General features: G+C 69.3%; 16 protein-coding genes. 4 read left to right on the top strand and 12 right to left on the bottom strand.

Annotated features, from left to right (window positions below; all coding sequences use genetic code 11):
• Positions 1–1,191: carboxypeptidase-like regulatory domain-containing protein (locus ENSA5_RS37710; protein ID WP_181197799.1), on the top strand; the 1,191-nt coding region annotated here is incomplete at its 5' end.
• Between the two features lie 78 nt (positions 1,192–1,269).
• Complete coding sequence (locus ENSA5_RS15890; protein WP_181197800.1) at positions 1,270–4,464, top strand: serine/threonine-protein kinase; 3,195 nt, start codon at positions 1,270–1,272, stop codon at positions 4,462–4,464.
• Between the two features lie 43 nt (positions 4,465–4,507).
• On the opposite strand, the gene ENSA5_RS15895 is transcribed toward ENSA5_RS15890, so the two are convergent.
• The 11 genes from ENSA5_RS15895 to ENSA5_RS37715 form a co-directional block, all read right to left on the bottom strand.
• Positions 4,508–4,801 (bottom strand): hypothetical protein, encoded by a 294-nt coding sequence (locus ENSA5_RS15895; RefSeq protein WP_106392514.1) that lies wholly within the window; start codon positions 4,799–4,801, stop codon positions 4,508–4,510.
• Positions 4,802–4,882: 81 nt separating this feature from the next.
• The gene (locus tag ENSA5_RS15900; protein ID WP_106392515.1) at positions 4,883–6,766 is read right to left on the bottom strand and encodes a Na(+)/H(+) antiporter subunit D; all 1,884 of its coding nucleotides are present in this window, start codon (positions 6,764–6,766) and stop codon (positions 4,883–4,885) included.
• Positions 6,756–7,076: a hypothetical protein gene (locus ENSA5_RS15905; protein ID WP_106392516.1), complete on the bottom strand. Its 321-nt coding sequence runs from the start codon at positions 7,074–7,076 to the stop codon at positions 6,756–6,758. The genes ENSA5_RS15900 and ENSA5_RS15905 overlap by 11 nt, the downstream gene beginning before the upstream one ends.
• 13 nt (positions 7,077–7,089) lie before the next feature.
• Positions 7,090–8,649 (bottom strand): monovalent cation/H+ antiporter subunit D family protein, encoded by a 1,560-nt coding sequence (locus tag ENSA5_RS15910; protein WP_219906798.1) that lies wholly within the window; start codon positions 8,647–8,649, stop codon positions 7,090–7,092.
• Complete coding sequence (locus tag ENSA5_RS15915) at positions 8,649–10,187, bottom strand: monovalent cation/H+ antiporter subunit D family protein (protein WP_106392517.1); 1,539 nt, start codon at positions 10,185–10,187, stop codon at positions 8,649–8,651. The genes ENSA5_RS15910 and ENSA5_RS15915 overlap by 1 nt, the downstream gene beginning before the upstream one ends.
• 9 nt (positions 10,188–10,196) lie before the next feature.
• The gene (locus tag ENSA5_RS15920; protein ID WP_106392518.1) at positions 10,197–10,574 is read right to left on the bottom strand and encodes a cation:proton antiporter subunit C; all 378 of its coding nucleotides are present in this window, start codon (positions 10,572–10,574) and stop codon (positions 10,197–10,199) included.
• Positions 10,575–10,577: 3 nt separating this feature from the next.
• A complete protein-coding gene (locus ENSA5_RS15925) occupies positions 10,578–11,060 on the bottom strand; it encodes a Na(+)/H(+) antiporter subunit B (RefSeq protein WP_219906799.1) in 483 nt (160 codons plus the stop codon).
• Positions 11,060–11,746 carry a DUF4040 domain-containing protein gene (locus tag ENSA5_RS15930; protein WP_219906800.1) on the bottom strand — a complete coding sequence of 229 codons (687 nt, stop codon included), beginning with the start codon at positions 11,744–11,746 and terminating at the stop codon, positions 11,060–11,062. Before ENSA5_RS15930 ends, ENSA5_RS15925 begins: the two co-directional genes overlap by 1 nt.
• Positions 11,743–12,261 carry a monovalent cation/H(+) antiporter subunit G gene (gene mnhG / locus ENSA5_RS15935; RefSeq protein WP_219906801.1) on the bottom strand — a complete coding sequence of 173 codons (519 nt, stop codon included), beginning with the start codon at positions 12,259–12,261 and terminating at the stop codon, positions 11,743–11,745. Before mnhG ends, ENSA5_RS15930 begins: the two co-directional genes overlap by 4 nt.
• Positions 12,261–12,605 carry an MrpF/PhaF family protein gene (locus ENSA5_RS38895; RefSeq protein WP_219906802.1) on the bottom strand — a complete coding sequence of 115 codons (345 nt, stop codon included), beginning with the start codon at positions 12,603–12,605 and terminating at the stop codon, positions 12,261–12,263. Before ENSA5_RS38895 ends, mnhG begins: the two co-directional genes overlap by 1 nt.
• Complete coding sequence (locus ENSA5_RS37715) at positions 12,602–13,090, bottom strand: Na+/H+ antiporter subunit E (protein ID WP_181197801.1); 489 nt, start codon at positions 13,088–13,090, stop codon at positions 12,602–12,604. The genes ENSA5_RS38895 and ENSA5_RS37715 overlap by 4 nt, the downstream gene beginning before the upstream one ends.
• Before the next feature lie 280 nt (positions 13,091–13,370).
• On the opposite strand from ENSA5_RS37715, the gene ENSA5_RS15950 reads away from it, so the two are divergent.
• Positions 13,371–16,082 (top strand): endonuclease MutS2, encoded by a 2,712-nt coding sequence (locus tag ENSA5_RS15950; RefSeq protein ID WP_181197802.1) that lies wholly within the window; start codon positions 13,371–13,373, stop codon positions 16,080–16,082.
• A gap of 143 nt (positions 16,083–16,225) precedes the next feature.
• Positions 16,226–16,771 carry an RNA polymerase sigma factor gene (locus ENSA5_RS15955; protein ID WP_181197803.1) on the top strand — a complete coding sequence of 182 codons (546 nt, stop codon included), beginning with the start codon at positions 16,226–16,228 and terminating at the stop codon, positions 16,769–16,771.
• 80 nt (positions 16,772–16,851) lie between these two features.
• On the opposite strand, the gene ENSA5_RS15960 is transcribed toward ENSA5_RS15955, so the two are convergent.
• Positions 16,852–17,985 (bottom strand): hypothetical protein, encoded by a 1,134-nt coding sequence (locus ENSA5_RS15960; protein WP_106392522.1) that lies wholly within the window; start codon positions 17,983–17,985, stop codon positions 16,852–16,854.
• Positions 17,986–18,261: the final 276 nt, after the last annotated feature.

The raw sequence follows: 18,261 nt of genomic DNA on the forward strand, positions 1-18,261 counted from the left end.
ACCACGCCCATGACCGCCGCCTCGCCCTCGGCCTGCTCGAGACCGCCAGCGGCCACCGCCCACGCGGGCCCCGGGCGCGCGCGGGCGGTGGCCGCTGGCGGTCTCGAGCAGGCCGAGGGCGAGGCGGCGGTCATGGGCGTGGTCGTGTCACCCGAGCTCGGTCCGCTCGCGTCGGGCCGGATCGATCTGTGGTGTCGAGACGGGGAGCTGGCCGCGCGCGTGGCCGTTGGCGAGGACGGCAGCTTCTCGGGCCCAGCGTGTCCGGGGACGACCTGTGTCCGCCTCGTCCACCCGGCCTTCGAGCAGCCGCGGGGCTGGGAGCTCGAGCCCGACGAGGCGCGGGAGCTCACGGTCGTTCACGCGGCCCAGGTCAGGGGGACGGTCTTGTCGACGGCAGGCGATGCCATCGCCGACGCGAGCTTGATCGTCCACGACGCAGACGGCCGACGCGTGGCCGCGCGAAGCGACGCAGGCGGTGAGTTCCGCGCGGCGATCCCCGGGCTCCGGCCGTGTGACGCCTGCGACCTCGAGCGCGGGACGCCGACCTGTCGCGCGGATCCGCGGCCGGCGAGCACCAGCCGCGGGCGCGTGCTCGTCTCGGCCAGCGACTACGCGCCGGTCGAGGTCGAGGTCGAGCTGGAGATCGGCGCCGAGATCCCGCTCGAGCTGGTCCTCCCGCCCCCGGCGGCGCCGATCACGGGTCGGGTGCTCGGGCTCGATGGGCGGCCGTTCGGGGCCCGCGCGATGGCGCTGGCGACGAACGTGGCGCGGGAGGCCGAACAGCACGCCTGCGCAGTCGACGAGTCCGGTTCGTTTGTTCTGTCCGGCCTCGGTGACGGGCGTTATCGCTTGCGGGTGGTCCGGGATGGCCGCGAGCTCGCGACCGCCGACGATGTCGCGCCCGGTGACGAGATCGAGCTGCGCGCCGAGGTGCCCGCGCGCGGCGTCACGCTCGGGATCAAGGTCACAGCCGCGGACGACCGGCCAATGGCCAAGGTCCGCGTCGATGGCGGGCCGTTTCGCGGGGCCTGGACGGACGACGAGGGCTACGTCGCCGCAGCCAGCGTGCTCCCAGGCCGCTACACACTGCGCTTGCGGGCAGCCAAGTGCCCCGTCGTGCGCGAGATCGTGGACGTGGCTGCGCCTGGCATGGTCACGCCGAGGATCGTGCGGCTGCCTCCCGGCTGCTAGCTGCGCTTGCTGGAGTGTGGGGCAGGTAGTTCGTCGAGCCCCATCGCCGTCGGGCTGGCATTGGGTAAGATGTGCGCCGTGGCTCCCTCTGCCGAACCAACGGGCTCGCAGTCCGGCAGCCACAACCCATTCCCGCAAGTGTTCGGCAAGTACGTGCTGCTCCGGCCGATGGCGCGCGGTGGCATGGGCGAGCTGTTCCTCGCGGCCGCGGGCGAGACCGGCGGGTTCGAGAAGCTGTGCGTGGTCAAGAAGGTCCTGACCGACCTCGAGGACGACGGCGTCCGCCGGCGCTTCCTCGACGAGGCCAAGGTCGTCGTGCGTCTCAACCACGCGAACCTCGTCCAGGTGTTCGACGCCGGTCGGGTCGTCGAGGACTACTACCTGGCCATGGAGCTGGTCGAGGGCAAGGACCTGCGCGGGGTCTGGAACCGCTGCGCCCAGCTCCACCGTCGGATCCCCGTGGAGTTTGCGACCTTCGTGGTCCGCGAGCTGTGCCGCGCGCTCGACTACGTCCACGACGCGATGAGCCTCGACCTCGTCCACCGCGACATCTCACCGCCGAACATCATGGTGAGCTACCACGGGCAGATCAAGGTCACGGACTTTGGCCTCGCGACCCACGCGATCAAGAGCGAGCTGACCAACCCCGGGGTCGTGTTTGGCCGCTTCAGCTACCTGTCTCCCGAGCAGGCTCGCGGGCTGCCGGCCGATCGACGCACCGACATCTACGCGTCGGGCATCGTGCTGTGGGAGATGCTGACCGGGCGCCAGCTGTTCCCCGCCGATCGCCACCAGGCGGCCGGCGCCGCCGCGCTCGCGGAGCTGCGCAACCCCGTGATCGAGGCGCCCTCGTCGATCGTTCCGGGGATCCCCGATGGCCTCGACGCGGTCGTGCTCCGGGCGCTCGCGGTCGAGCGTGAAGATCGCTTTCAGACCGCGGGCGAGTTCAAGGTCGCGCTGTCCGAGGTCCTGACCCGCCACCACCCGAGCTGCGACGTCGATCGCGTGGCCGCGTTCATGCGCGACATCTTCGCGCGCGAGTACAAGCTCGAGGCCCAAGACTACGCCAGCTACTCGCGCGAAGACTTCTCGCCGATCCGCGCCCAGGCGACGATCGATGACTCGGACACGCTCAGCATCAGCGACTCGATCGAGGTCGGGCAGCCGACGTCGCGGTCGCGGTCGCGGTCCCGCGCCGGTCGTCAGGCGAGCGGCGATCTCTCGAGCCCGCCGCGGAGCGCCTCGGGCCCGAGGCGGGCCGGGGCGGCGAGCGCCGAGGCTCGGGCCGACGAGCAGGGCTCCTCGAGCTTCGAGCTCGACGACGGCGACATCGTCGAGCTCGAGTCGAGCAAGATCTACTCGGGATGGGACGGTGGCCCCTCGGCCGAAGAGCTGGCCGAGGCCGCGGCCGCGCGGGTCGGGACCGTGGTCGGCAAGCGCTACCGCGTCGATCGCCTTCTCGGTGTCGGTGGCATGGGCGCGGTGTTCGCTGCCACGCACCTCGCGCTCGGCAAGACCTACGCCCTGAAGATCCTCCACGAGGTCTACGGCCGCGACCCGGACATCATCGATCGCTTCATGCGTGAGGCTCGGGCCGCGACGCAGACCGGGCACCCGAACATCATCGATGTCCTCGACATCGGGACGATGGACGAGGGCGACCTCTACTTCGTCATGGAGCTGCTCGACGGCACCGACCTCGGGTCCGTGATTCGTCAGTCGGGGCCGCTGGCGGTCCGTCGCGCCGTGCACATCGCTCGTCAGATCTGCCGGGCCGTGAGCGCGGCCCACGACGCGGGCATCATCCACCGTGACCTCAAGTCCGAGAACGTGGTGCTCCTGGTCAAGGGCGGCGACCCGGACTTCGTCAAGGTCCTCGACTTTGGCATCTGCAAGCACATCGACACGGTCAGCCCGTCCCAGACGACCCCGGGCATGGTCATGGGATCGCCGGCCTACATGTCGCCCGAGCAGGCCGCCGGGGCCGAGGCCGACGTCAAGTCCGACATCTACGCGCTCGGCACGATCTTGTTCGAGATGCTGACCGGGCGCCTGCCCTTCACCGGGCGCAACGCGGTCGCGGTGCTGGTCAAGAAGGGCAGCGATCCGGCGCCGGACGTGATTGAGCTGCGTCCCGACGTCCCTTCGCCCCTCGCCGACGTCGTGGCGCGCTGCCTCGATCGCGAGCTCGAGCGGCGGCCCGAGTCGATGAAGGCGCTCGAGTACGAGCTCACGCGGGCGATCGAGGGCCGGGCGTCGGCGGTCGCGGCGGTCATGGGCCTGCAGATCGACGCCGAGGTCGCTGCGTCGGCTTCGGGCTCGGGACCCACGCGGCGGGCGAGCGGGGAGCCGCCGCCGTCGGAGCGCTCGGTCAGCGAGATCCCAGCCGAGAAGATCGTGACCGTGCACGATCAGGCCGCCGCCGCCCGATCGAGGTCGGCGCAGGCTCAGGTGCAAGATCGCGGCTCGCGGCGTGTCTGGCTCGGGCTCGGGCTCCTCGGTCTCGTCGTGGCGGTCGGGGTCGCGGGCGTGATGATGTTTGGGCCGCCGCCGTGGGGGGGCGAGGGCGAGGGGCCCGGAGCAGACAGCGGCGCCGCGGCCACGGACGCCGGATCGGAGCCGGCCGAGGCCGACCCGACCCCGGGCGGCGGGGGGTCCGAGACCGACACGAGCGGAGGCGAGACCGGGGACCCGAGCGCGGACGGAGGCGAGACGGGCGAGGAGCCCCCGGCCAACGACGCCGCCTCGATCGTCGCCCGGGCCGAGCAGGCCCTCGCCGCCTCGCACTGGCGCGAGCCGCTCGACCGCAGCCTCGCCGTCGAGCTCAACAACCTCGGCATCGTCAATCCTGGCAACGAGGCGATCGGTCGCCTGCGCCAGGCGGCCGAAGAGGTGCTCGAGCCCCTCGCGCGGACGGCCGCCAAGGACAAGGACTGGGCCACGGCGGTCGGCGCCTATCGAGACTTGCTCTCGGTCTGGCCCGAGCACGAGCGCGCCCGGGCGGGCCTCGTTGACGCCCTGCGTCAGTTTGGCCGGGCGCAGCGGGCCGCGGGTGACTTCACCGGCCTGCTCGACACCGCCGACGAGCTGCTCAGCCGCGAACCCAAGATGTTCCTCGCGCTCAAGTATCGGGCCGAGGCGCTCGCCGGGCTCGAGCGCTGGGAGGAGGCGGCCCCCGCCTACCGGGCGGCGATGCGGGTGCGCTCGTCCAACAAGGACGTCAAGAAGGGCTACTGGCGCGCTCGTCAGAAGCTCAAGCAGCAGGGCAAGTAGGCGCCAACAATACGCCCCCGCAGTTGGCTGCGGGGGCGGGCTGCTAGATGTCGAAGCTCAGCATGATGAGCTGGGGGATGAACTCACCGCGGACGCCGATCATGTTCTGGTGATCCTTGGCGATCCGGCCGCCCACGTGGACGCCGCCGGGTTTGAGCACCTCACCCTCGATGCTGTCGTCCTCGAAGATGTACTCGCGGGTCGGGCCGTCAGCGACCTTCGCACCCTCGTCGGTGGTCGCGGGGCCGGCCGCGGAGGAGCTTGGGCTCGGGGCCGCGGCTGCGGCGGTCGGGAGCAGGAGCAAGGCGGCGCACAGGGGGAGGAGGTACTTGTTCATGGGTAGCTTTCGTCTCCGGGAGGCACCAACGGCCCGGAGCGTCGCGCGGTCTGACGCGGCCTAAAATGGCCGAGCAAAGCCTCAGTCCACGAACAGGTTGAGGATCAGGAACACCAGCAACACGACCGTCAGCAGGAGCACCGTCGTGCCCACGCCCCAGGGCCGGTAGCGGGCGCCCTCGGCCTCGCCGGCCGCCGGTCCCGAGCCAAACTCGCGGGCCGCGGCCCGGGGCAAGCCCTGGATCAGGCCCTTGTGGAAGGGCTCGGCGGCGAGCAGCAGCGGCCGAAACACCCACTGCCACAGGCCCGGGAACATGCGCCGATAGACCCAGTCGGCGTCGAGGGTGATCGTCAAGGTTCGCTTGAGGCGATCGAGCAGGACGAAGAACGCGAGCCCGGCGAAGAGCAGCAGCTGCAGCTGGTTGATCACGTGGGCGTAGGTGAACGCGTGGTAGAGCTCGCCGCCGTCGGGCTTTTGGAAGGGGAGGATGTCGTAGAGCGGCTGGGGGTAGACGCCGAGCGCGACGCACAGCGCGGCGAACAAGATCATCGCCGCCTTCATCGTCCACGGCGGATCGAGCTTGCGGTCGTCGTTCTTGGGCGCGGGCTTCTGGAAGAACACGAACCAGGGGAATTTGATCCCGGCGTGGAGGAACACGCCAGCCGAGGCCGCGACGAGCACGAACCACGCGACGCTCGGGTGCAGGAGCGAGTCCCACACGAGCTGCCCGCCCTGCTCGGTCACCGGCGCCCACAGCTCGGTCATCGTCGCCGCGTCGGTGATCATCGACTTGGTCGTGAACCCCGAGGTCAGCGGGACCGCCGAGATCGCGAGCGCGCCGATGATCCCGCACCACATCGTGATCGGCATGGCCTTGTAGAGCCCGCCGAGGTCGGTGCACTTGCGCTTGCCGGTCATGAACAGGACCGAGCCGGCCGACATCAGCAGCAGGGCCTTGTAGATGATGTGGGCGAAGGCGTGGGCGGTCGCGCCGTTGACCGAGAGCCCGGTGCCGATCCCGACCGCGCAGACCATGAACCCGACCTGGTTGATGATCGAGTAGGCCAGGATCCGGCGCATGTCGTTCTCGAGGATCGCGTAGACGATCCCGTAGATCGCCATCAGGCAGCCGACCCAGACCAGGATGTTGCAGCCCGAGAACAGGACCAGGAGCACGTAGACCGAGGTCTTGGTCGTGAACGCCGACAAGAACACGGTGCCCGAGGGCGAGGCCTCGGGGTAGGCGTCGGGCAGCCACGAGCCCAGCGGCGGGGCCCCGGCGTTGATCAGGATCCCGAGCAGCATCAGGACCGAGCCGGGGCTCTCGAGGCTCGGGACCCGCCAGGGCTGGCCCTCGCCGACGACCATGCGCACGGGATCGACGAGCTCGCCGCCGAGGGTCATGGTTGGGATCAGGATCGAGCCGCTGGCGTGCACGTGCAGCGCGATGCCGGCCATCATGACCGCGCCGCCGAGGAGGTGCATGTTGACGTAGCGGCGCCCGGACTTGCGCGCGGCCTCGGAGTTGCCGGCCCAGACCACGAGCGTCGAGCCGACGGCCATGATCTCCCAAAACAAGAACAAGGTGATGAGGTCGCCCGCGAAGGTCACGCCGATCGCCGAGCCGGCGTAGAGCTGGGCCCCGGCCAGCTCGACGCGCCGGTCCTCGTAGCCGGGGCTCCCGGGCTTGCCTCGATCTTGGTGGTAGGCGAACAGCCCGCCCGCGAAGGCCATCAGCGCGAAGATCGTCGCGAAGGCCTTGGTCGGGAGGTTGAACTGGGCGAGGACCAGGTCGTAGTCGAGCCAGTGCGTGACGATGCGCCCGTGCTCGGGGAACATCCAGATCACGGCGAGGGCCGCGAGCGGGGCGATCAGCGACCAGGCCTTGTGGGCCGTGCCGGGGGTGAGCGCCGTGAGCAGGGCCCCGAAGATCAGGATGAAGCCAGGCGGGAAGCTAGCGACCATCGCGGAGCCTCCTGCCCTTGGCGTCGCGGGTGGGGTCGAGCGGCGAGTGGTCGTAGTAGGTGTCGGGCCGCATCAGGATCTTGCCGATGATCAGCTTGCTGACCATGACCATCAGCCAGCAGGTCGCGAAGCCGAACACCGCGTAGAACACCGGCCAGCCATCGACGATGAACTTGGCCGCGTGGTGAGGATCGTGCTCGCGCAGGTGGACGAGCTCGAGCAGCTTCGGATCGAGGAGCAAGAGCAGCCCGAGCACGGCGTAAAAGCCGAGCCAGAGCTTGCGGATGGTCTTGGGGTCGTCCAACGCCATGGCTCGCTCCGTCCTACTGGGGCATCGCCTCGGCCAGCATGCTGGCGTAGCCGACGAACAGGTCGGGGTAGAAGAACAGCGCGACGGTCGCCGCCGCGGTGCAGGTCAGCGCGAGGACGATCGGCCAGGGAGCCTCGCCGTGGTCGTGGTGATCGTCGTGACCGTGTTCGAGGTCGGGCTCGGGTGGCTTGCGGAAGAAGGCGCGGTAGACGATCGGGAGGAAGTAGGCCGCGTTGAGCAGCGTCGAGGTGCACAGGACCGCGATCGTAAACCCGCTCTCGGCTGTCCAGGCGCCCTGCATCAGGTACCACTTCGAGATGAACCCGCCGGTCGGCGGCAGCCCGATCATCGACAGGGTCCCGACCGCGAAGGCCCCCATCGTCCACGGCATCTTGCGCCCGATCCCGTCGAGCTCGGAGACCTTGGTCTTGTGCGCGGCCGTGTAGATCGACCCGGCGGCGAAGAACAAGGTGATCTTGCCGAAGGCGTGGGCGGCGATGTGGATCGCGGCCGCGCGGACCGAGATCGGCCACAGCAAGGCCGCGCCGAGGGTGATGTAGCTGAGCTGCGAGATCGTCGAGTAGGCGAGGCGCCGCTTGAGGTTGTCCTGGAACAGCGCGATGAAGCTCGCGATGACGATCGAGAGCCCGGCCGCGTAGAGCAGCCAGCCGCCCTGGTCGTAGAGCCGCAGCTGGTCGACGCCGATGATGTAGACCGAGATCTTGCAGACCGAGAACACCCCGGCCTTGACCACGGCGACGGCGTGGAGCAGGGCCGAGACCGGGGTCGGGGCGACCATCGCGGCCGGCAGCCAGCGGTGCGCGGGCATCAGCGCGGCCTTGCCGACGCCGTAGATGTACATCGCGAAGATCAGCCCGAACAGCGCCGGGGTCAGGACCCCGTCGGCGAGCGGCTGCGCGAAGACCCCGCCTTGGGTGAAGTCGAGGGTCCCGGTGTAGACGTAGGTCGCGATCATCGCCGGGAGCATCAGGCAGACCGAGGTGCCCATGAGGATGCCCAGGTAGGTCCGGCCCGACTTGATCGCCTCGGGCGTGCCCTTGTGGGTGACCAGCGGAAAGGTCGCCAGCGACAGGGCCTCGTAGAACACGAACAGCGTGAACATGTTGGCCGAGAAGGCGATGCCCATCACGCTGGCGATCGACAGGGCGAAGCACACGTAGAAGCGGGTCTGGTGCTTCTCCTTGTTGCCGCGCATGTAGCCGATCGAGTAGATCGAATTGAGGATCCACAGCGAGCTGGCGATCATCGCGTAGATCATCCCCAGCGGCTCGAGGTGGAAGGCCAGCGGCATGCCGGGGATGACCTCGACGAGGGCCTCGGCCTCGCTCGGGGTCGCCTCGAGGAAGTTGTTGAGGTTGGCGACGACCCACAACAAGGCGGCGGCGGTCACGAGCGTGACGCCCTCGCGGAGGTTGGGCCAGCGGCCGGCGGCGGCGATCAGGAACGCGCCGATCAGCGGGACCGCGATCGCGAGGATCGGGCTGAGCGCGAACTCCCAGGTCGGGAGGCCGGCCGCGACCGTTGCCACGAACATGCTGGGGGTCGCGGTCATCAGGGTCCTCCCTCGAGCAGCAGCTCGGCGGCCGCGTGCGCGCTGTCTGCGGTCCACCCGGCGTCGACGCCGAACGCCACGCTCGCGCCGATCAGGATCCACATCGGGATCAGCATGCTCAGCGGCGCCTCGCGGACCTGCTTGGTGGGGTCGTCGGGCTTGCCGAACCAGATGATCTCGACGAGCCGCCAGATGTAGACCAGGGCCAGGACCCCGCCGAGCAGCACGATGAACGCGATGCCCCAGTAGCCCTCGTCCATCGCGCCCACGACCAGGTACCACTTCGAGATGAACCCGGCCGTCAGCGGCACGCCGATCAGCCCGCAGCCGCCGACGGTGAACGCCGCCATCGTCAGCGGCATCTTGCGTCCGATGCCCTTGAAGTCCTCGATCTTGGTCCCGCCCGCGCGCAGGGCCACGGCGCCGACGGCCATGAACATCCCGCCCTTGATCAGCGCGTGGTTGAAGATGTGGATGACCGAGGCCGTGACCCCGGACTCGTTGGCGAGCGAAAAGCCCAGCACGATGTAGGCGATCTGGCCGACCGAGGAGTAGGCCAGGACCTTCTTGACGTTCATCTGGCGGATCGCCGCCATCGACGAGATCACGACCCCGGCGCAGGCGCACAGGCCCAGGAAGTAGAGATCGGCGCTGCTGTCGTAGACGCCGCCGTAGATCGTGAACACGAAGCGGAAGGTCATGTACACGCCGACCTTCGTGGCCGTGGCCGCGACCAGGGCCGTGACCGCCGAGGGCGCGTAGGTGTAGGCGTTGGGCAGCCACAGGTGGAGCGGAAACAGCGCCATCTTGAGGCTGAGCCCGACCATCAGCAGGGCGAAGCTGACGAACACCGTGCGGTTGTTGGCCAGCTCGCCGCTTTGGTGCATGCGGACCAGCTGCTCGTGCATGTCGTTCATGTTGAGCGTGCCGGTCAGCATCAGGAGGTAGCCGATGCCGAGGAGGATGAAGGTGGCCCCGATGCTGCCGAGGATCAGGTACTTGAGGCTCGCGACCAGGGCCCGGCGGTCACGGTCGCCGCCGAGGGCGACGAGGGTGTAGACCGTCAGCGAGCTGATCTCGAGCAGGACGTAGATATTGAAGGTATCGGCGGTGACGGTGATGCCGATCAGCCCGGCGATCGCGAGGAGCCACACGCTGTAGAACAGGTGGTGACGGTCCCTGGCGATCTCGGCCATGACGCTGTCTTTGGCGTAGATCGTCGACAAGAAGCCGATGATCGCGACGACCAGGATCACGTAGCCGTTGAGGGCGTCGACGCTGTAGCCGATGCCGTACTGCTCGGGCCACGAGCCGAGCCGGTAGACCATCGCCTCGCCGGTGGTGTGGACCTCGAACAGCATCGAGGCCGCGCAGACCAGGATCAGGCCGGTGATGATGGCCGACCACAGCCACGCGACGAAGCCGCCGCCGCGCTGGATCAGGCCGGTGAACAGCGCGAGCAGCCCGCCGAAGAGCGGGAGCAGCACGACCAGCACCGGGAGGTGCGCGTGGATGGCTTCGGGAAGTACCAACTCCATGCTCGTCCCTCAGCTGTCGCGCTTGTCGGCCTCGAGGATCTCGTCTTCCTCGATGGTCCCGTACTTGCGTTGAATGTTGACGATGATCGCCACGGCCACCGCGAGAGTGCTGACCGAGACCACGATCGCGGTCAGCATCAGCACGTGGGGCAGGGGGTTGTCGAAGGGGCCGGTCTTGGCGGCGTCGGTCCAGATCGGCGCGACGCCGCGCGTGCCGTCGGGGCTGCGGTACACGCCCATGGTCACGTAGAACAAGAACACCCCGGTCTGGAACAGGCCCAGGGCGATCACCTGCTTGAGCAGGTTGCGCCGGGCGATGACGCCGTAAAAGCCGATCATGATGATCACGATCGCCAGCCAGTAATTGAAGTGGCCGAGGGACTCCATCGCCTACAGGCCCTCCTCGCCGGGGCGGATCGTCGAGCGGCGCTCGCTGATCATCAGGTAGATCGTGACCATGACCGAGCAGACCGTGAGCCCGACCCCGTACTCGACCAGGCTCATGCCCAGGGCCTCGCCGTCGCCCGCGTGGTGTGGTTTGAGCATGCCGTAGTCGAGGAAGGTGCCGCCGCGGAGCAAGCTCGCGAGGCCGACGGACGCGTAGAACAGGGCGCCGAGGGCCATGCACGCGTCGATGATCGGCGGCGGGATGCGCCGCCGCAGCTCGTCGGCGCCGAACACGAGGCCATAGAGGATGAACGCGGCGGCGAGGATGACACCACCTTGGAAGCCGCCGCCCGGACCGATCTCGCCGTGCAGGATCACGTAGACCCCGAACACGAGGATGAAGGGGATCGTCATCTTTGCGACCACCCGGAGCAGGGTCTGCTGACTCATCTGCTCGCCCGGGCGGCCGCGATCGGGGCTGGCCATCAGGATCGGCTCCCTTCGGTCTCGCGACCCCGTCCTTCACGAGGCCCGTTGCGGTCGGCGGGGCTCGACGCGACGACCCCGGGGTCGCCCTCACGCCGCCTGCGCAAGAGCAGCAAGAGGCTGATCCCAGCCACGAAGATGACCGCGGTCTCGAACATCGTGTCGTAGCCGCGGTAGGCCGCGAGCAGGCTGGTCACGGTGTTGGGCGCGTGGCCGTTGAAGTCGTCGTCGGGGTGGCCCTCGTGGGCGTGGCCCTTGTCGCGCGGCGCGGCGGTCTCGTGCTTGCCGACCTGCTGCTGGACCAGGCGCGGGACCCGGTGGGTGTGAATCGGCGCGTTGGGATCGCCGAACTTGGGCATGTCGATCGTGCCGTAGATCAGGACCAGGCCAGTGATCACGCAGATCAGCAGCGCGGGGACGTGGACCGTGGCCTCTTTTTTGGCGAAGCGCTTGGTCAGGACCAGCGCGCCGAGCAGCAAGATCGTCGAGATGCCCGCGCCGACCGAGGCCTCGGTGAAGGCGACGTCGAGCGCGTGCATGTTGGTCCAGACCAGCGCCATCAGCAGGCTGTAGATGCCGGCGAGGATCGTGGCCGAGAACAGGCTGCGGACGCTGATGACCGCGATCGCGGTGGCCGCGACCAGCAGGAGCAAGAACACGTCGAGGACGAGGATGGGGTTGATCACGGCTCGTCCTCCTCGGGCTCGGGTTCGGGCTCGGCCCGCTGGGGCTCGGCCGTGCCGACGTCGAGGACCGGCCCGGCCGTCTCTTCGAGCTGCTCACCGACGTCGCCGGCGACGACGATCTCGGCCACGCGCGAGGCTCCGGGGTCGTTCTCGACGGGCACGCGGGTGTAGCGATCGAGGCGCGCGGCCTTGGCGATCGCGTGGGTGGCCGTCGGCGCGGTCAAGAACAGCAAGGCCGTGAGCAGGACCAGCTTGACCATGATGTTGGCGAGCCCGAGCCAGGCGTCGCCGTGGCCGCCGTGCTCGTCGGGGCCGGTCACCGTGTCGAGCAGCTGCTGGCCCGCGAACAGGGCCAGGCCCAGCAAGATCAACGCCTGCGCGAGGGTGTCGGACTTGCCGGCCGGGTGGAGGCGTGAATAGAAGTCCGGCATGCGCAGGACGCCGACCGAGCCGGTCAGCGCGAACAGGGCGCCGATGGCCATGAACACGGAGCCGATGATCTCGAGCACGCCCATCAGCTCAGCCTCCGGTACTGGATGTACTTGAGAATCGCGATGGTCACGACGAAGTTGATCAGCGCGTAGACGATCGAGGTGTCGAGGTAGAAGCTCGGATCGGCGTGGCCGAGGTCCAAAAAGGCGATGCAGGCCACGAGCACGACGGTCTTGGTGCCCATGGCGTTGACGGCGAGGATCCGGTCGAACACGGTCGGACCGCGCAGCGCGCGAATCATCAGGAGCACGGCGCCGGTCAGGAGCACGAGGCAGGTCCCGAACACGACGAAGGCCGCGGCGGGCGGACCCTCGGCGGTCTGCTCGGCGAGGGGGATCAGCGCCAGGCTCGGGTCGACCAGACTCACTGGACCTCCTGTGGGCCCTCGACCGCGAGCACGCGTCGGTGCATCTCACCGGCGAGGAGATCGTTGGCGGCGTCCGTGGTCAGCGCGTGAACGAGGAGCTCGTCCTTGCCGACCTCGACCGTGACCGTGCCCGGCGTCAGGGTGATCGAGTTGACGTAAGTCGCGACTCCGTAGGCCGTGCGCAGCTCGTGAGGCACGGTGATCATCTGCGGCTGGATGTCGAGCTGGCCGATCTTCCATACGCGCTTGAGCACGTCGATGTTGGCCAAGAACACCTGCCACAGGAGCCACGGGAGGTACTTCAGGGTCCGAAACCACCAGCGAAAGGGCATGCCCTCGTCGTCGATGATGCCCAGGCGCTTCGAGAGCAAGGTGATCGCGGCGCTGCAGACGAGGCCGGCGCCCATCAAGAACGCGCTGTGGATCTGGCCGGACAGCACCACGTAGAAGGCCATCAGCGAGACGAACAGGATCCAGGCGTGCATGAGCTTCGCGGGTGGGGCTGGGCTTCGCGGGTCTGGCCGGGTCACAGGGCGTCTTGACCCAGGCGCGAAGCATGGTACGCCCGCCAAGCACCGAAGTGCTAGTACCTCGTCCCGCTGAGATTCTGCGCAGCAGGCCGCTCGCCCAGGAGACCCGCAGGCATCAACAAGGTTTTGTGAACGGGTGTCCTCCTCTCGCACATCTGCGCGCTCGGGCGGCCGATCGGGCGCTGCCGGCCCTTCAGGGCCGATCGAGGCGCCTGAGCCCGCGGACGCGCCGCTGTTGCTACGGTGGCTGTCCAGTGGCCGCAAAGACGCGCTCCGGCACCTCGGCTGGTCGGGTCTCGTCCGCCACATCGCGGATCTCTTGCACAGCGACATGGCCCGGGCCCGGCTGCTCGATGAGCTCGCCGCGATCGACGGCGTGCTCGGCCATGAGCACGAACATCGCCGCGAGCACGGGTACGAAGGCGCGGATCCGCGGATCGCGGCCGCGCTCCACCGCCTGCCCTCACTCCGGCCCGAGACCGAGATCGACGCGGCCCGGGCTCGGCTCGACGAGCTCGTCGGGGTTGGGGTGCTGCTCTCCTTTGACGGCGACGATGGCCCGGGGATCGCGGCGGCGCTCGGCCGGCTCGAGGATCTCGACGAGAGCCTCGGCGTCGCGGGCGGCGGCGGGCTACTCAGTGTCGTGGAGCTGATCGGTGTGGCCGAGCTGTGTCGCGCGTGCGCAGGTCTGGCGGCGCTGTTCGACGCGGCTGGGCGGCGCGAGCTCGACGAGTACCGGTCGCGCGGGTTGCGTGCTTGCGAGGCGCGCCTGAGCGAGGTTGCGGGCACTGCGGCCCCGGGCCCGGTCGAGGTCCGCCCCGAGCTGCTGGCGAGGATCGACCGCTCGATCGATCTTCGCGGTGACGAGCCCAAGATCTCGGCCGACGCGAGCCCGGCCCTGGCCGAGGCGCGAAGGCAGGTTCGCGGTGCCAGGCAACGCTTGCTCACCAAGGCCGATCGCCTGCTCCGCAACCCCTCGGTCGGCGCGGCGCTGCGCGATCGCTACTGGACCGAGCGCGACGGTCGAATCGTGCTGCCGGTCCGCAGCGATCGGCTCGGGGCCGTGCGCTCGCGTGGCGCGATCATTCATGGCTCGAGCGCGAGCGGGCAGACCTTCTATGTCGAGCCCGCCGGGCTCGTCGAAGACAACAACGCCCTGCGCGAGGCCGAGCTCGAGGCCGCCGAGGAGGAGCGCAAGATCATGCGCGTGCTCTCGGCCGAGGTCGCCGGCCACGCGGCGGCGCTGGGCGGGATGCAGCGGGCCTGCATCGAGGTCGATCTCATGCTCGCGCGCCATCGCTTCGGCGAGGCCCTCGACGGGCAGATCCCGACGCTGGTCGGGCCCGACGAGCTCGCTGACACCGAGGGTCCGGCGATCGAGCTGCGCGCCGCTCGACACCCCTCGATGTTGCTCGACGGCGTCGAGGTCGTGCCCAACGACATCGTGCTCGAGCGCGGTCACGCGTTGATCGTCAGCGGCCCCAACGCGGGCGGCAAGACCGTCGCGCTCAAGACCCTCGGGATGCTCGCGCTGATGGCTGCGGCCGGGCTCGCGCTGCCCTGCGAGGGCCACCCCCGGATCCCGCTGTTTCCCCGCTTGATCACCGACGTCGGCGACGATCAGTCGATCAGCGCCAACCTCTCGACCTTCTCCGCCCACGTCAGTCACGTGCTCGAGGCCCTGCGCGCGGCCGAGGGGGCGCCGGGCTCCGAGGTCCTGGTCTTGCTCGACGAGGTCGCGGTCGGGACCGATCCCGAGCAGGGCGCGGCGCTGGCCGAGGCGATCCTGTGCGCGCTGGTCGACGCCGGCGCCACGGTCGTGGCCACGACCCACTACGATCGGCTCAAGCTCCTCGCGACCCAGCCCGACGCGCGCTTTCACAACGCGGCGGTCGGCTTCGATCTCGCCCGCATGCGTCCGACCTTTCGCCTCAGCCTCGGCGTGCCCGGGAGCTCGAGCGCGATCGCGGTCGCCCGGCGGCTCGGGATGCCCGAAGCCGTGCTCACGCGGGCCGAGACGCTGCTCGGCGACGAGGGCGTGAAGATCGACGAGCTCCTGCGCGACATCGAGGCCGAGCGCCAGTCGCTGGCCCGGACCCGCGAGCGCCTCGAGCGAGACCAGCTGCGCCTGCGCCAGCGCGATCGCGAGGTCCGGATCCGCGAGCGGCGGGTGCTCGAGGGCGCGCGCAGCCGCAAGGCCAAGGCCTACTCGGCCGCGGTCGAGCAGCTGCGGGCGCTCGAGGGCGAGCTCAAGACCAAGCGCAAGCGGCTGCGTCGCGCCGATCCAAACGCGCTCGAGCAGCTCCCGACCCGGGCCGAGCTCGCGGGCGAGGCTCGGACCGCCCTCGCCGAGCACCGCGCGGTCGACGAGGCCGAGGCCGCGGCCGCGGCCCTGCCCGAGGATCGCCTCGATCCGCGCGCGCTCGCCCCAGGTCAGCGGGTCCGGGTCCGGAGCATGAAGCAAGACGGGGTCATCGTCGCGCTGTCCGGAAACCCGCCGCGCCGGGCCACGGTGCAGCTCGCGACCTTGCGGACCACGGTCAAGGTCCGGGACCTCGCGCGGGCGCTCGAGCCGGTGCCCAAGCGCAAGCTCAAGCCCGGCAAGGCCGCGCCGATCCTCGACTTTCAGGACGCCGTGAAGGCCCAGGCCGCGGCGCATTTCTCGGGCTCGGGCAGCGACGGGCCGCTCGCGGTCAAGACCAGCGTCGACAACGTCTGCGACGTCCGGGGCCAGCGCTTTGAAGACGTCCAGGATCGCGTCGCAGACTTCGTCGCCGAGGCCCTCGGCCGTGACCAGGACATTGTCTTGATCCGCCACGGCCACGGCGGCGGCGCGGCGCGCAAGGCCGTCCGCGAGGCCCTCGCCCGGCTCGGCAGCGTTCGGCGTCAGCGCCCGGGGCTCGCGGCCGAGGGCGGCGACGCCGTGACCGTCGCCTGGCTCGAGTGACGGTCTGGGGTCTCGGGTCGCGAACGCGCGGCACTAGCATGGCGATCGTCATGCAAGTCGACCCGCCTCGCTCGAGCCCCCCAAGCGATGAGTCCCTGCTTCAGCGTTGGCGAGGCGGAGACCGCCGCGCAGGCGACGTGCTCGTGACTCGCCACGTCGGCGTCGTACGTGCCTACTTTGGCCGCCGGGTCAGCGGCCCCGACGGCGAAGATCTGGTCCAGGAGACGCTCTCGAGGCTGACCCGCGCGATTCGTGGGTTTCAGGCGCGGTCGAGCTTCAAGACCTACTTGCTGAGCATCGCGAAGAACACCTTCAATGACTATCTGCGTCGGGGCTACCGGAGAGTCTCGGTCGAGAGCCTCGAGGACGGCGCGGCCAGCGAAGACCCCCTCGCCGAGCGCTGGCTGCTCGAGCTCGAGCGTCACGGCCTCGCGCTCGACTGCGTCCAGCAGCTGTCGCCGGAGACCCGTGAGTTCGTCGAGCGCTTCTACTGGCAGGACACGAGCGCCCGGGCGCTCGGGAGCGAGAAGGGGATTCCGGCCGGGACCGTGCGGCGGCGGCTGTTCGATGCGCGGGCCTCGATGCGCGAGTCGTATCGGGCGGCGCAGGGCGAGCACGCGCGCTGCGCCGGGGGCGTCGAGGTCGAGATCGATCAGCTCCGCGCGTTCCTCTGCTCCGGCGCGACCTGAGCGTTCAGGCGCCCCTCGCCCCTCGCCGTCACGAGGGGCGAGGGGCGAGGGGCGAGGCGGGGCGTGTCTTGTTTGCGAACTCAGTGACCGAAGGTGGGCTCGACGCTCGGCAGCGGCGCTTCGACCGTCGCCGCGCTGTCCCGAAATTGCCCGATCTTGACCGCTTCTTGGACGCGCGGGGTGGCGTCGGGCTCGAGCCGCATTTGCTCACGCCCTCGCGCGATTCTGTCCAATGATGGATAGACCCACTCGACCCACGCGTCGTCGTCGATCAGCAGTTTCCAGCGCATCAAAACCTGCAACCGTGCGCGTTGAATTCGTTTGCGCCGATTGGTCTCGCCCTGCTCCAAAAACCGAGGAGGGCTGGTTTCGATCTCATCGTCGGCGAGTGAAAATTGCTCGAGCATGCCAAATACCTCGAGGACGAGAAGGTCGCTCGCGGCACGGTTGGCGGCGCCGTGCTGGGGCGCGTTGACGACCGCGGAGTCGAAGTAGGCGATGACCGCAAAGCAGTAATCGATGATAATTCGTTGGGGGCCGCCGGGGCCCGTGAGCCGACGGAATAGTCCCAGTGTCATTGCGTGCCAATTGACCGCCCGGCGAAAGGCGGGGTCCCGTCGGCGCTCACGGTTGATGCCACCCGAGAGCTCGCGGCGAAGCTCGCTCACGACCTCTCGCCAGGTCGGCTCGACAGCCTCGAGCGCGTCGACGGCTGCGCGCGCGAGCGGTGGTGCCGGCCACCTTCGCCAGCGGTGGTTGGACTCGGTCAGCGCCTCAAAGCTGGCGACGACGCGCTGCCAGCCCTCGGGGGTGCGCTCGGCGAGGCGGGTGAGCAGCTGGGTCAGGGTCCGGCTGCGGCGGCGTCCGAGCGCGTCGTCACACAGCGTGGCCAGGAGCCCGCCCGCGTAGAGCGAGCGCAGCGGAGCCGCGCTCAGGCGGGTGCTCAGGACGAGCACGGCGAGCTCCAGATCCCGCCGTCGTCGACGAAACAGGCTGATGAGCGCGTCGCGGTCGAGCTCGGCGCCTTGACCGAAGGCGGCCCCGCTGAACGCGTCGAGGTGGGCGCCGACCTCGTCCTCGAGCTGCTCGAGGTTGGCGCACAACGAGCGAAAACCAGCCGCGTCGGTCGGCAGGCTCGGGATCAACGTGGTCGGATCCGTGGCGCGGCGGCGAGTGGGCGCGTTTGTGTTGTCGTACATGACATTGTCTTTCATCTGATGACGCTGGATTGGGCAGAGCGTTGTTGGAGGATTGTGTGGTCGAGGAGCGGCGGCCGAACGGGTTCGGGCGTCGACTCGTCGATCGATGCTTTCGGGACATGGTGGGTCATTGGTCCGATAAGCGGTGACCTCCGGGGGGTCACCGCGGCTTTTGCAATCATGCATTCATTGGGTCGTTCTCAGGCGCGGAGCGTAGCTCGAACGAACCACAGGATTATGAATGCCCAGCAAGACGTGCAAATGGCCAAGCGCATGTGAATGTGCGGTCGC

Source organism: Enhygromyxa salina (assembly GCF_002994615.1).
GTDB lineage: Bacteria > Myxococcota_A > Polyangia > Nannocystales > Nannocystaceae > Plesiocystis > Plesiocystis salina_A.